At 69.4% G+C, this 13,566-nt stretch carries 12 protein-coding genes; 5 read left to right on the plus strand and 7 right to left on the minus strand.

All coding sequences use genetic code 11. The features are described from left to right. Nucleotides 1-67: 67 nt before the first annotated feature. Nucleotides 68-1,138 (minus strand): aldo/keto reductase, encoded by a 1,071-nt coding sequence (locus ACX9TP_RS10220; RefSeq protein WP_482979535.1) that lies wholly within the window; start codon nucleotides 1,136-1,138, stop codon nucleotides 68-70. A 118-nt stretch (nucleotides 1,139-1,256) separates the two neighbouring features. Here ACX9TP_RS10220 and ACX9TP_RS10225 point away from each other — a divergent pair, with 118 nt between their 5' ends. Then, nucleotides 1,257-2,207 (plus strand): LysR family transcriptional regulator, encoded by a 951-nt coding sequence (locus tag ACX9TP_RS10225; RefSeq protein ID WP_482979536.1) that lies wholly within the window; start codon nucleotides 1,257-1,259, stop codon nucleotides 2,205-2,207. On the opposite strand, the gene ACX9TP_RS10230 is transcribed toward ACX9TP_RS10225, so the two are convergent. After that, nucleotides 2,153-2,569 (minus strand): hypothetical protein, encoded by a 417-nt coding sequence (locus tag ACX9TP_RS10230; RefSeq protein WP_482979537.1) that lies wholly within the window; start codon nucleotides 2,567-2,569, stop codon nucleotides 2,153-2,155. The genes ACX9TP_RS10225 and ACX9TP_RS10230 overlap by 55 nt on opposite strands. 232 nt (nucleotides 2,570-2,801) lie before the next feature. On the opposite strand from ACX9TP_RS10230, the gene ACX9TP_RS10235 reads away from it, so the two are divergent. From ACX9TP_RS10235 to ACX9TP_RS10245, 3 genes are all read left to right on the plus strand, one after another. Next, nucleotides 2,802-3,224 (plus strand): PaaI family thioesterase, encoded by a 423-nt coding sequence (locus ACX9TP_RS10235; RefSeq protein ID WP_482979538.1) that lies wholly within the window; start codon nucleotides 2,802-2,804, stop codon nucleotides 3,222-3,224. A 142-nt stretch (nucleotides 3,225-3,366) separates the two neighbouring features. Beyond that, a complete protein-coding gene (locus tag ACX9TP_RS10240; protein ID WP_482979539.1) occupies nucleotides 3,367-4,512 on the plus strand; it encodes an aspartate aminotransferase family protein in 1,146 nt (381 codons plus the stop codon). Nucleotides 4,513-4,568: 56 nt separating this feature from the next. Continuing rightward, nucleotides 4,569-5,027, plus strand: coding sequence for a GNAT family N-acetyltransferase (locus ACX9TP_RS10245; RefSeq protein ID WP_482979540.1), 459 nt, complete (start codon nucleotides 4,569-4,571; stop codon nucleotides 5,025-5,027). Between the two features lie 165 nt (nucleotides 5,028-5,192). Here the strand turns inward: ACX9TP_RS10245 and ACX9TP_RS10250 are convergent, their stop codons facing one another. Next, nucleotides 5,193-5,804, minus strand: a complete 612-nt coding sequence (locus tag ACX9TP_RS10250) for an MBL fold metallo-hydrolase (protein ID WP_482979541.1) — start codon at nucleotides 5,802-5,804, stop codon at nucleotides 5,193-5,195. A 201-nt stretch (nucleotides 5,805-6,005) separates the two neighbouring features. Here ACX9TP_RS10250 and ACX9TP_RS10255 point away from each other — a divergent pair, with 201 nt between their 5' ends. Continuing rightward, the gene (locus ACX9TP_RS10255) at nucleotides 6,006-6,941 is read left to right on the plus strand and encodes an alpha/beta fold hydrolase (protein WP_482979542.1); all 936 of its coding nucleotides are present in this window, start codon (nucleotides 6,006-6,008) and stop codon (nucleotides 6,939-6,941) included. On the opposite strand, the gene ACX9TP_RS10260 is transcribed toward ACX9TP_RS10255, so the two are convergent. From ACX9TP_RS10260 to ACX9TP_RS10275, 4 genes are all read right to left on the minus strand, one after another. Beyond that, the gene (locus ACX9TP_RS10260) at nucleotides 6,926-7,891 is read right to left on the minus strand and encodes a pyridoxal-phosphate dependent enzyme (protein WP_482979543.1); all 966 of its coding nucleotides are present in this window, start codon (nucleotides 7,889-7,891) and stop codon (nucleotides 6,926-6,928) included. The genes ACX9TP_RS10255 and ACX9TP_RS10260 overlap by 16 nt on opposite strands. Nucleotides 7,892-8,030: 139 nt before the next feature. Further along, complete coding sequence (locus tag ACX9TP_RS10265) at nucleotides 8,031-10,799, minus strand: CHAT domain-containing protein (protein ID WP_482979544.1); 2,769 nt, start codon at nucleotides 10,797-10,799, stop codon at nucleotides 8,031-8,033. A 260-nt stretch (nucleotides 10,800-11,059) separates the two neighbouring features. After that, on the minus strand, nucleotides 11,060-11,878 hold the full coding sequence (locus ACX9TP_RS10270) for a hypothetical protein (protein WP_482979545.1): 819 nt from the start codon (nucleotides 11,876-11,878) through the stop codon (nucleotides 11,060-11,062). 165 nt (nucleotides 11,879-12,043) lie between these two features. Next, entirely contained in the window at nucleotides 12,044-13,297 is a 1,254-nt protein-coding gene (locus tag ACX9TP_RS10275; protein ID WP_482979546.1) for a nuclease A inhibitor family protein, read from the minus strand. Between the last annotated feature and the right edge of the window lie 269 nt (nucleotides 13,298-13,566).

The raw sequence follows: 13,566 nt of genomic DNA on the forward strand, positions 1-13,566 counted from the left end.
GCTCGACTTACGCAGCCCCGGCCTCCAGTTCAAGGCCGGGAATGACGTCCCACCCGCGCCGTGCTCCTCACACACGCGGCGAGAGCTTCACGTCCCCGAAAATCACGGTGCGAATCAGCGGCGACTGGAGGAAGTCGTGTGGGAAGCCCAGCTCGACGGCGCTGGCTTCGTGCAGCCGCACGAGCGCATCCGCCGGCAGCTCGACCTCCAGGGCAGCAAGGTTGTCCTCCAGTTGGCTGAAGGTCCTCACGCCGATGATGGGCGCGGTGACGGCGGGGTTCTGGAGGGTCCACGCGAGCGCCACCTGCGCGGGCGTGCGCTCCAGCTTCTTCGCCACGTCCTTCACCACCTCGGCGATGGCGAGGCTGCGCGCGGTGAGGGTGCCATTGGCCACGGCCACGCCCCTGCGCGTCCCCACCACGCTGGTCGCTCCGCCGCCGTCGAGGTCCTCCTTCGTGTACTTGCCCGTCAGCACCCCGCTGCCCAGCGGCGACCAGGGCGTGACGCCCAGGCCCATCTCCCTCGCCATGGGAATCAATTCCCGCTCCACCGTGCGCTGGGCGAGGCTGTACTCGATTTGCAGCGCGACGAGGGGCGCCCAGCCGCGCAGGTCCGCGATGGCCTGCATGCGCGCCACCTGCCATGCCGGTGTATCGGAGATGCCCAGGTAGAGCACCTTGCCGGCGCGCACGAGGTCGTCCATGGCACGGAGGACTTCCTCCACCGGCGTCGTGCCGTCCCAGGCATGGAGGTAGAGCAGGTCGAGGTAGTCCGTCCCGAGCCGCGTCAGGCTCTGCTCCACGGTGCGGACCATGTTCTTGCGGTGGTTGCCGCCCGAGTTCGGGTCTCCCGGCCGGTTCAGCAGGGTGTACTTGGTGGCCAGCACCAGCCGCTCGCGCTTCTCGGCGGCGAAGGTGCCCACCAGCTTCTCCGAGGTACCATTGGTGTAGTTGCTCGCGGTGTCGATGAAGTTGCCGCCGCGGTCGACGTAGGCGTCGAAGATGCGGCGCGACTCCGCCTCGTTCGCGCCCCAGCCCCAGTCGGAGCCGAACGTCATCGTCCCCAGCGACAGGGGCGAGACGCGCAGGCCGGAGCGGCCCAGCAGGCGATACGTGTCCAGGGAAAGCTTCGCGTTCATGACGACCTCCCGAAGGGCAGCCGCGCCACGCGGCTGCTTCATGGCGGGAAGAATGGGGCGCGCGGCTTTTTAGAGCATGGGGCAGAATCCACAGGGCCTTTGAAGCAGGAGGTACAGAATGCGGGGCAGCGAATACGCCGAGCTCACCGCCTTCGTCGCGGTCGCCGAGCACAAGAGCTTCTCGCGGGCCGCGGCGCACCTGCGCGTCTCCCCGTCGGCGCTCAGCCAGACCATCCGTCAGCTCGAGGAGCGGCTCGGTGCGCGCCTGCTGAACCGGACGACGCGCAGCGTGGCGCTCAGCAAGGCGGGCGAGCGGCTCCTGGAGCGGGTGCTGCCGTCCATGTCCGAGCTGGACTCGGCCGTCGCCGAGGTCCGCGAGTCGCGCGGCGTGCCGTCCGGGAGCCTGCGCATCAACGCGCCCCGCATCGCCGCCGCGCGGTTCCTGGGGCCGCTGTTCGGCCGCTTCAACGCCGCCTATCCGGACATCGTCCTCGACATCACGGTGGAGGACGCGCTGACGGACATCGTCGCCGGCCGCTTCGACGCGGGCATCCGGCTGGGGGAGAGCCTGGCGAAGGACATGGTGGCGGTGAAGCTCGGCGGGGCGCTGGAGATGGCGGCGGTGGGCTCACCCGAGTACTTCGCGCGCCACGGCGTGCCGAAGACGCCGCGAGACCTGCACAAGCACCGCTGCATCAACTGGCGCTGGGCGACCAACGGCACCCTGTACCGCTGGGAGTTCGAGAAGGACGGCCGCGAGTTCGAGGTCGCCGTCGACGGGCCGCTCATCGTCAACGACACGGAGCTCTCCCTGCGCGGCGCGCTCGAGGGCGTGGGGCTGGCCTACCTGATTGATGAAGAGGTCCGCCCCTGGATTGAAGCGGGGCAGCTCAAGCGCGTGCTCAAGGACTGGTCACCGAAGTTCCCCGGCTTCCATCTCTACTACCCGAGCCGCCGGCAGCTGCCCGCCCCGCTGCGCGCCCTCGTCGACTTCCTCAGGCGCGAGGACACCGCTCACTTGCCGGGGCGGAAGCGCATGACGCTCCACACGGAGTCGAGTGCCACCTGACGCACGCCCTGGATGCCCTGCTTCTCCAGGTGCCGCCAGAGGATGTCCCGGTTGAGGTCCGTGTCCAGCTGCCCCGCCTTCGGGTACGCCACCCACGCGATGCGGTCCGCCTTCGCGGCTTCGATGAGGGGCGCGCACTTCGCGTCCACCTCGGCCAGGTTCTTCACGAAGACGAGCAGGCCCTCCGCCTTCGCGGAGGCGGTGGTCACCACGTCGTCGAGGTCCACGCCCGCGGGCTTGCCGACGACGCGCGTCTTCATGCCGTCCTTGAGGTTCAGCTTCTTCGCGAGGCTCATTGCGGGGCTCGCCTCCCGTGCGAGCGTGCTCATCCAAAAGATGAAGTCGAAGGGCAGGAACAGCATGGCATGAGGTCTCTGTGAAGGGCCCGGGACTGCGCTGCTTCCTGCCTCATGACGAACGAGCGCCCGGGAGATCGACACTCCGAATTTTCCGGGGCTTTTCGTCCGGGCAAGTGCGCGGAATCACAGGGACTTCATGGGTGGGATACCCCACGGGCAATTGCGCGGGCGGTGTCCGCTGATTAGAACGGGATTCTAGAATCTGATTCTAGAGTCGCCGCGAGAGGAACACCCCATGGATGCGCTGTTGCAGCTCGGTCGGGAAGTGCTCGGACAGCAGACCTTCAGCACGTTGCTGGGGACGGAGCTGACGCATCTGTCGCCGGGCGATGCCGTGCTCGAGCTCCGCTTGAGGGACGAACTGCGCCAGCAGAACGGCTTCGCCCATGGCGGCGTGCTGAGCTACCTGGCGGACAACGCCCTCACGTTCGCCGGCGGCACCGCGATGCAGGTGCCCGTCGTCACGTCGGAGTTCAAGATCAACTACGTCCGCCCGGCCGTTGGCCTCCGCCTTATTGCCAGGGCCCGCGCGGTGCACGCGGGGAAGCGCCAGGCCGTGTGCCACTGCGACATCTTCGCCCTCTCCGAGAAGGGCGAGACGCTGGTGGCCGTGGCCCAGGGCACCATCGCCGCCATGCCCCCGCGCGAGGAGTCCTGACCGGCGCATGCAGTGCATATGCACGAGGACATGCGGGTTGCTAGCATAGGAAGGTCGTCACTTGTGTTGCGAATGGGTCTGCATAATATGCGCGCCCATTCTCACCGCGGCGATGTGACCGCCAGGAGCTCGTTCCACTCCCATGTCCAGCCAGCCCGGCCTTCCGGCCCTGCTTCCGACCTACGCGCCCTATCCGTTTCCCATCCACCGGGGCGAGGAGGACCGCGTCTACGACGACCAGGGGAGGGCGTATCTGGACTGGTACGGAGGGCACTGCGTCTGCGCCACCGGCCACTCCCACCCGCGGGTGGCCGAAGCGGTGGCGGCCCAGGCCCGCACGCTCCTCTTCTATTCGACGGCGGCCTCGTTGCCGGTGCGCGACGCGGCCGCGGAGAAGCTGGTGGCCTTCGCGCCCGAGGCCATGGCGTCCGTCTTCTTCTGCAACTCGGGTACGGAGGCCAACGAGAACGCGCTGAAGATTGCGCTGCTGCTGACGGGGCGGAAGCGGCTGGCCGCCTTCGAGGGCGGGTGGCACGGGCGCACGCTGCTGGCGCTCTCCGTCACGGACGACCCGAAGCTGACGCAGCCGCTGGCGGACCTGCTGGTGCCCAAGCGGGTGCTGCCCTTCAACGACGTGGCCGCGCTGGCGTCGGCGGACCTGTCCGACGTGGCGGCGGTCATCGTGGAGCCCATCCAGTCCATGGCCGGGGTGCGCACGGCGAATGTCGAGTGGCTCCAGGCCCTGCGCCGCGCGTGTGACGCGAGCGGGACGCTGCTCATCTTCGACGAAATCCAGACGGGCATCGGCCGCACGGGGGCGCCCTTCGCGGCCCAGCGCTTCGGCGTGACGCCGGACCTCATCACCTGCGCCAAGGCCATGGCCTCCGGCGTCCCCATGGGCGCGGTGCTGATGACGGCCGCGGTGGCGCGGGGCCTGAAGTCGGGAGACCTGGGCTCCACCTTCGGCGGCGGGCCGCTCGCGTGCGCCGCGCTGAGCGTCACACTGGACATCGTCCGTGACGAGCGGCTCATGGAGCGCGCGCTCCAGGTGGAGGCGCTGCTGCGCCGCGAGCTGGAGGGGAGCGTGGTGCGGCAGATTCACGGCGCGGGGCTGCTGCTCGGCCTGCGGGTGGGGCCGCGTGCGTCGGACCTGCGCAAGCACCTGCTCGCGTCGAGCATCCTGGTGGGTGGCTCGCACGACCCCGAGGTGCTCCGCCTCATGCCGCCGCTCAACGTGCGCGACGAGTCCGTCGCCGCGCTGGTGAAGGCCATCCGCGCGTTCCAGTAGCGCGGCTGCCGCGACGACTGGTGGCGCCCGGGCGGGCATTTGCCTAGATGGGGGCCATGGCCCCCGTCACCTTCCGCATCGCTACAGTCGCCGACCTGCCCACCATCCTCGCGCTGCTCGCCGATGACGCCATCGCCCGCTCGCGCACGGGCTACCTCGCCGAGCCCACCCCGGCCGTGCGCGCCGCCTTCGACGAGATTTCCGCCGCGCCCGACAACGAGCTCGTCGTGGGCGAGCTGGCGGGCGAGGTCATCGCCACGCTGCAGCTCACGTACATCCCCGGCCTGAGCCGGGGCGGGATGCGGCGAGCGCTCGTCGAAGCGGTGCGAGTGCGCGCGGACCTGCGGGGCCAGCGCATCGGCGAGCAGTTGATGGAGGACGCGATGGCCCGCGCCCGTGCGCGCGGCTGCGGCCTGATGCAGCTCACCACCGACAAGCGCCGCGCCGACGCCCACCGCTTCTACGCGCGCCTGCGTTTCGAGGCGAGCCACGAGGGCATGAAGCGCGCGCTCTGACCTCGGCCCCCGACTCCGGAGCAGGCGCTGAGGGTGAACGTGTACCGGCCCGCCACCAGCGGAGCGCTGAGCCCGGTGCCCTGCGCGGCGCGTCGATCAGCACTTCGAGTCCTGTTTCGACTCGCGCTACATCCGGTCCGGCGCAGGGGCAGCGTGGGGGGAGGCTCAATCGTCCTGGGGCAGCGCGGCCACCAGCTCCTCCAGTGCCGCGCGCCCGCGGAGGAACACCGGCCAGCCGTCGCCCACCAGCACCGTGTCGATGCGCGTCCTGGCCAGCAGCCCGCGGACAGAGGCCCGCGCCCGGGCTGCGTCCTTCAGCTTCGCGTCCGGCAGGAGGTTGAGCCGGCCGCCCATTTGGCCGCGAAGGAGGTCTCCCGTCAGCAGCGTCGTGTCGTCCAGGACGAAGGCCAGCTCGCCGGGCGTCTTGGAGCCGTGCAGCTCCAGGGCCTCCAGGCCGGGGACGAGCGTCTCGCCGTCGGCGAGCCACCGGTCGCATTTCAGGGGAAAGGTCTCGGACTCGGCGCGGGGGCCGGCGACCTTCGCACCGAAGTCCGCGACCAGCTCCCGCGTGGCGCGCACATGCTCCGAGTTGGTCAGCACGACCCAGGCCACGCCACCCAGCGAGCGCAGGTGCGCGGCATCATGCGTGGACAGCGGGAGCGGGTCGAAGACCACGTTCCCTTCAGGGCGGACCCAGAGGACGCTGTGGAAGTCCAGGTTGCGCGCCTCGTCGAAGCGAGACCATCCATGGAGGTCTTTGCGGTGCAGGGCTTTCATGGCGCCCCAGCCTGCCCGCATGGCGTGCCGCCGGGAAGCGCCATGCAGGTGGACGCCACTGTCCCCGCTGTCGTCAGCCCTCCGAGCGCGGCAAGGATGTGAAGTGCTCTACATGGCGGAAGTGGGTCGTCGACGCTCCGTGTCTGCTGGAGCATAAGCGGTGCGCTCTCTTTCGAGGAGGCCAGCAGGATGCTTCAACGAATGGTGGTGCTGGGACTTGTTGCCATGGGGGTGACGGCGTGGGCTGCGGAGTCGCCCCCACCGTCCAAGCCGCAAGGACCGAGCCCTTCGCGCAGTGGCCATATGCCCATCAACGGCTTGAAGCTCTACTACGAAGTGTACGGAGAGCTGGGCAAGTCCAAGACGGCTCCGTTGCTGTTGATTCCCGGGGCTTTCCTATCCACCGACTCGATGAAGCCCTGGGTGGCGGCCTTCGCCGCGAAGCGCTCGGTGATTGTCTTTGACCAGCAGGGCCACGGTCGAACCGCGGACACGTCGCGGAAGATGTCCTACGAGCAGTTCGGCGATGACGCCGCGGCATTGTTGAAGGGCCTGAAGGTGGAGCGCGCGGATGTGATGGGCTACTCCCAGGGGGGAGGGGTGGCGCTGCAGCTGGCGTTGCGTCACCCCACGCTCGTCAACAAGCTCGTCTCGCTGTCCGCCACCTATCGCAAGGACGGTTGGTACCCCACGGTGCCCAAGGCGATTGAGGGCCTGAGCGCCAAGGCGTTTGCAGGGACTCCAGTCGAAGCCGCGTTCAAGAAGCACACGGCGGACCCCAAGGCGTTCGAGGCCTACGTCGAGAAGATGAAGGTGCTGAACAGCAACGACCAGAACATCACCGACGCCCAGATGCGCGCCATTCCAGCCAGGACGATGGTCATCGTCGGTGATGCGGATGGCGTGAAGCTGGAACACGCGGTGGCGATGTTCAAGCTTCGGGGCGGAGGCGATGAGGAGGCGGCCGCAACCGGGATGCTCACGAAGGTTCCCACGGCGCGGTTGGTCATCCTCCCCGCGACCTCTCATATTGGAATCTCAGGGGAGGTGAAGGTCCTCGAAGCGATGGTGACGCCTTTCTTGGAGGACGCGCCTCCCGCCAACCCCTCTCTCTTCGGTAATCAAGGCGAGGACTGAGCCGTGGAGAGGGCACGACGGCGGGCCTGCTCTTCGCGCCATACCCCGAGCTTCGACACGTCCACGGCAATCCCACCGCACACGACGACGAGGGGCCGGCGATACGGGGCGAGGACGTCGAGCCCCTGGTAGGCCACCGCGAGCGCGGCGCCGCACGCGGGCTCGACGAGGATGCGGAGGTCATCGGCGAAACGCAGGCACGCGTCGAGCGCCTGCGCATCGCTCACCGTGACGCTGTGCACCGGGTGGCGGCGAGTCCAGTCGAACGCGGCCTGCGCCACGCGCCGGGCTCCCAGCGTGGTGGCGATGGTGGTGATGGCCGGCAGGGTGACGAGCCCGCCAGCCTTGACCGCCGCGTGCAGCGAAGCCGCGCCCTCGGTCTCCACCGCGATGACGGGCACGTGCGCGAGGTTGTGGCGGTGGAGCCCCTCCAGCACTCCGCACATCAGCCCGCCGCCTCCCACCGCGCAGACCACCACGTCGAAGCCACCCGCGGCCTGCTCCACCGCCTCGTCGATGAGCGTGGCGTTGCCGTCCCAGATGTCCGGGTGGTCGAACGGCGGCACATACGCCGCTTCCGTCGCGCCGCACAGGCGCAGGGCTTCCTCGTTGGCCTCATCCCAGACGGTGCCGTGCACCAGGAGCTCGGCGCCGAGCGCGGCAATCTGCCGCCGCACGGACTCCGGCGTGGAGTGGGGGACGACGATGGTGGTCGGCACGCCCAGGGTCCGCCCTGCCACCGCCGCGGCGAAGCCCGCGTTTCCTCCGGAGGGACAGACGAGCCGGCGCGCACCTTGCTCCACCGCCCGCTGACACATCCTTCCGATGCCGCGCAGCTTGAAGGAGCCCGAGGGCTGAAGGTTCTCCAGCTTGAGGAGCACGGCCTTCCCGAGCGCCGCGGAGAGCGCGTCGTGCGGAAGGAGGGGCGTGGTGATGTGCAGGGGGCGCATGGGTGCCGGGAAGCTACCACCCCCGGGCAGAGGCCCACTGCTGCGATGAGCCCGCCTCCACACCTCCCGCAGGCGCATCCGCAGTCGCTGCTGGCCACCCTGTGCACCTCTGCCCCCATTTCTCTGATGCCCTGCGTACTCAAGTCCTGGGGGGCCCCAGCCCGCGAAGCGGAGTGTTCCGGCCCAGTGCGATGAACGGCGCCCAATGGTGAGGATGGGGCCGGGTGGTCCGCAGCCGGAGCATGGCCTCTCGCAGGGCCGTGGTGCGGCCCTGGCCTGCGAGCAGCCCGCGGTAGTAGGCCTCCATCAACTGCCGGGTGCTGTCGTCATCCACCTTCCACAGGCTCATCACCACCGTCTCGGCTCCCGCCATCACCAGTGCGCGGCGCAACCCGTACACGCCCTGGCCCGGCTTGATGTCGCCACGGCCGGTGTCACAGGCGGACAGAACCACCAGCTGGGTGCCCCACAGGTCCAGGCCCCCCAGCTCCAGGGCGGTCGCCACCGCGACATCCGGTGGAGACAAGGGGGCGCTGAAGGATGCCGACGCATTTGCCCCCGCGAAGAGCAGGCCGGAGCGCAGCAGGGGAGCCAGGGGGAGCGGGGGCGGCGGCCACTCCCCCAGCGTGCCGAAGCTGCCGACGGCGCGTGAGCCAGGGAGCGCGGGAGCGTTCTCCAGGAAGAAGCCATGGGTGGCCAGGTGGAGGATGCCGGGGGAGGGCACCTGCAGCAGCCGCTGCTTGGTGGCCTCCGGGCCCAGGAAGAGCCGCGCCCAGGGGAACAGTCGTTGGATGGCTTCCGCCTCCTGGCGGGTGCCTGGCAATGGAGCGAGGTTCCAGTCGCGACGCGCCAGGGCCTCGGGCACCCACGCGCCAGCCTCTTCCGGAGAGGAAAGGGGGACCGGGAGCGAGCTGTTGAAGTCCGGGGCGGCCATGACGACCACGGAGGCGGCGGGGACCGGCGGATGGGAGCGGGGCAGCAGCTCCTTGCCCGAGGTGAGGTACGTGAAGTCGAAGGACTCCAGGAGGAACCGCTGCCCGTCGTGAAGGGCGGCGAAAGGCACCAGGGCCAGCTGCCCCTCCGGCGAGACGAAGAGATGGCGTGCCTTCCCCAACAGCGGGAGCAAGGGCTGGAAGGCGAGCTGGTGGAGAGCCTGGGCGTCCGCCAGGAAGGCGGCGTCCCGGTTGGCCAGGGCGTCCCGCAGGCGCGAGGCGGCGGAATCAATGGGCTCGGCGGGACCCAGGTCCACGGTGCGAATGCTCGCGTCGGGAAGGAGCACCAGCGCCAGGTAGCGAAAGTGACGCCTGGGGCTGCCGGGGAGGATGGACTCGAAGGCGGTGCGCTCGTGGGTGATGGAATCGACGTAGGTGATGAGCTCGACGAGGGCCCCGTCCCGGGGCAGGGCCGCGGCGACACGGTCGACGACACGGGTGGGAGTTGGCAGCGCGGCCAGCGCGCGCAGGGGCGCCGAGCGCGTGGCGAGGGACGCCTCGAGGGCATCCGCTTGCTCGGCGAGCACGTTGAGCTGGTGCTGGTAGGTGGTCAGTGGAAGCGGACCGGGGCCCTGGAGCGAGAGGCTGGCCAGTTGGGTTCGCAGTCCGCGCAGCCGTAGGAAGGTATCGCGCTCCTCCGCGCCGAGGCTCCGGTAGACAGCCCGGGAGACGCCGGCCATCTCCTCGACAGAGCGGCCTTTGAGGAGCAGGGCGGTGCTCAGGGCCAGCCGCCGGACGCTCGCGTCGCCCGGATGCGCATGCAGCAGGGAATAGATGCGCTCCTCGTCGATGCGCAGCAGCCGGAGGAAGTCCTCCAGGCGCGCCTCGGAAAAGCCGAGCGCTTCCTGGCGCAGGCGCCGCTCGGACGCGGCGAGAGCGCGAGCCAGCAGCGGAACGGCCGCGCCGAAACGATGCTGGGCCAGCCTGAGGCTGGCGAGGTTGTTGAGCGATTGGATGACCGCGGGATGTTTCCCGCTGAGCGCCGCTTCCCGGATGGCGAGCGCACGCTCGTGAAGGGGCGCGGCCCGGCTGTACCGCCCCTGGGACTGGTAGAGAACGGCGAGGTTGTTGAGCGATGCGGCGACGGTGGGATGGCGCCTGCCGAGGGCTACTTCCCGGATGGCGAGTGCGCGAACGTAGAGTGACTCGGCCAGGCCATACTTCTCCTGGGCCAGGTAGAGGCTGGCGAGACTGTTGAGCGACTCGGCGACGGTGGGGTGGTTTCTACCGAGCGCGGCCTCCCGGATGGCCAGCGCGCGGGCGTAGAGCGGCTCGGCCCGGTCGTACAGTTCCTGCTCCACATAGAAGACGGCGAGATTGTTGAGAGAGATAGCGACGTCGGGATGACTTCTACCGAGCGCCGCCTCTCGGATGGCCAGCGCGTGGGTGTAGAGAGGCTCGGCCTTGGCGTATCGTTTCTCGGCCTTGTAGAGACTGGCGAGGTGGCTGAGCGCTTGGGCGACGGTGGGATGATGCCTGCCGAGCGCCGCCTCCTGGATGGCCAGCGCGCGGGCGTAGAGAGGCTCGGCGCGGACATACAGTCTCTGGAGCTTGTAGAGGCCGGCAAGGGCGGTGAGTGATTGGGCGACGGAGGGATGGTTCCTGCCGGGGACAGCTTCCCGGATGGCCAGCGCGCGGACGTAGAGCGTCTCGGCCCGGTCATACCGGCCCTGGGCCTGATGGAGGCTGGCGAGGTGGTGGAGCGATTGGGCAACGGTGGGGTGACTCCCTCCGAGCGCCTCTTCTCGCAGCACGAGCGCATGTTCGCCCTGCACCACCGCCTCGGCGTACTGGCGGGTACGGTGGAGCGCAACCGCCTGGGTATATGCCGCCTGCGCTTCCCGCAGCCGCGCGTCGTCTGGTGGCACTTCCCCGGCCACCGCCCTCGCGGCGCAGCACAGCGCCCACAGCAGCATGCACCCGTAAACTCGCCGCATTTTCCCCCCTGGGGTTCGCTTGCATGGGAATGAGTCCCCGAGGAGGAAGATGATGCAGGGAAGCTCCTGTCTCTACACTTCAGCTCGGCGCCGCATGGGCCTGGACCTCTTGGCTATCTTGAGCCTCCAGCACGACGAAGCTCAGTTCACCGCCTGGGTGAAGCCAGCCAGCCACCTGCCCGGCGAACGAATGTGAGCCGCCCGTGCGGCGTGCGTGCGTAGCGTGAGCGGACGCCAGCTCAGAGGGGCAACGTCAGCCTGCAGTCATAGGGCCAGAGGTCTTCGTCCGCTTTCCGCGTACGCACGAAGCACCGGTGGGTGATGAGTTCCGTCCACTCCTCGAGAGTGAGCTCTCTGGCCCGCTCGGCATCTCTGGGAGTGGGGGGCGCATGCGGTTCGAAACGGCCGTCCACGTTGAAGCAGACCGTGTCCCCGCGCCGGTAGTCGCGCCGGAAACCGGTGCGCCATGACGAGTTGCCGCCCCAGCCGACGGAGAGGTCCATGGTGGGACGATGGGCTCTCCGATGCGCCCAGTAGAGGGTTGAGCTCTCGGCGACGTCGGGGACGAGGTCCCGCGCTCCCGCCCGGACCGTCACCCCGGCACGCGAGAACATCAGGTCACCGAGCATGAAGCAGGGCCAACTCGACTCCACGAGCGTGATTCCGTTCGTGGGCTGCGCGGACGCCTGCACCGAGACAATCTCGTGGAAGAAGGGGTGGAAGCTCCCGTGCTCGACGCGGACGAAGCCGAGCGCCTCCATGAAGGAAACGTACTCCGCCAGCTGGATGTCGAGCCCGTGCCAGTCCTCGCGCCGGTGGGGCTGGAAACGCAGGAGCAGGACGTCGTTGACGCGGGACACCGCATAGAGGCGGCAGAGCTCCTCGTTGTCCAGGGCGGGCCAGGGCTTGTCCGGGCGGCTCCCGAGCTCGCGCAGCCACAGGCCCTCCTCGCCGTTCTGCGCGAGCCACGGACCGAGCACCTCGTCCCAGACGTGCCTTCCCTCATACTCGAGGAGGGCGCTGTGGAGTTCCCTGAAGGGCCCTTGGCTGTCGTACATACGCCAACGGTATCACCGCGAGCTGGCCCGGAGCCGCGACACGGCCCACGCACCGCCGCGAACAGGGCGCCATCCAAGGGCGGCCCTCGCCCTGGCCCGTCCGCGGCGACGGACCTTCCAGCTCCTGCTGGAAGGCCTCGTCGAACAGTGCGTGGCCGCGCGGAATCAGGTCTCGATGGCGATGGACTTGATGCCGACGAGGTCGCCGCACGAGGTGCGGCCGACGAGGAAGACCTGCACGCGGGCCTGCTCGGAGCTGCCCTGCGGCGCGTGCAGCGCGACGTAGATGACGTCGGTGAGCTGGGTGTCGAACGCGTTCTCGATGTTGGCCGCGGCCCACGGGTCAGCGCTGCTGCTCGACGGCTCCAGCATGCGGAAGTAGTTCGAGGCCACGCGCACCTCGGCGGTGTAGCCAAACGGCAGGCCGGACAGCGCCAGCACCGTGGCGGCGGTCGGTGCGCTGCCGCCTTCGCCCGGCCACGACACCAGCTCGACGGGAAGGTCGCTCTCGCTCATGAGCAGCACGTGCGGCAGCTGCGGCGACACCGCGTTCGACCACAGCGTGATGCAGGTAGAGGGGCCGCCCTGCGCGTAGGTCCTGAGCGCGTTCATCGTCGCCGTGCCGATGCCGTACGTCGCCGCCACCGCCGCCAGCGACGTGTACGGGCGCGCGGCGATGAGGTCGTTGGCCTGCGCGCCGGCGACGCCGTGCCCGGTGAGCTGCGCGTACGTGGCCTGATTGGCGAGGTCCAGCGCCGTCACGGCAGTGGGCTCGTCGAAGGTGATGCCGTCGAACGTGCCCGCCAGGCACGTCTGTCCGTGCAGGCAGTTCCACCACGGCAGTGCGTGTGCGCGCAGCTGCGCGAGGGCCGTCGAGCCGACCCAGGAGATGGGGCCCATCTGCGCCACGCGGGTGTACGGGCGCCCCGCGTACAGGTGGGTCGCGGCGCGCGACTCGAGGAGGTTCTGGATCGTGGCCGAGTCGGCGTGGTTGACGCCCCACACCACCGACTCCGACTCCCAGCCGCGGAAGCTCACGCCCTCGACCGTCTCGCCCGCTGGCGCCGGGTGCGCCGCCGCGTACGTGTCCAGCTGCTGCAGCACCGTGTCGTCGACGTTGGGCACCGCGTCGAGCTGGGCGATGGTGGTGAAGTAGGCGTCATCCGCCGAGGGGGAGACACCGTCGGCGCCGTCGCGGTGGGCGGTGATGGCCACCGCCGCCCAGGGATGGATGCCCACCTGGTTCTGGAGCACGCTGACGACGTTGCCGGGGTAGTTGACGAAGTCGAGGACGCGCGCCTCGGCCTCGGGCGAGAGCTGGAGGGCCGCGGCGGAGCTGGACGCCTCGAAGTCTTCCGGGAGAGGGGCCTCGGAGCAGGCAGCGAGGAACAGCAGGGCGAACGAAGCGATGCGTCTCATGACGGAGCTCGGTGGTGTAGGGACGGCTGCGGGATGTGTGACGAGCGCAGCCGTCGCAGCCTCATCCGACAGGCAATTCGCTGTCAACGCCACGACCCGGTCCACTCGTCGCGCTTCCGCTACGCAATCACAGCCGGCGCATGCGTCAGTGGAGGTGTCTCGTCATGTGACAGGCCCCTGGACGACGCGCCCTCGGGCAACCGCGCGCGAAACAGCCGAGGGCCGGAGGTGATACATCGCCTTCGCCTCGTGAGGTGGGCTCGCCTCTT

It is taken from the genome of Pyxidicoccus sp. M15 (assembly GCF_056858435.1).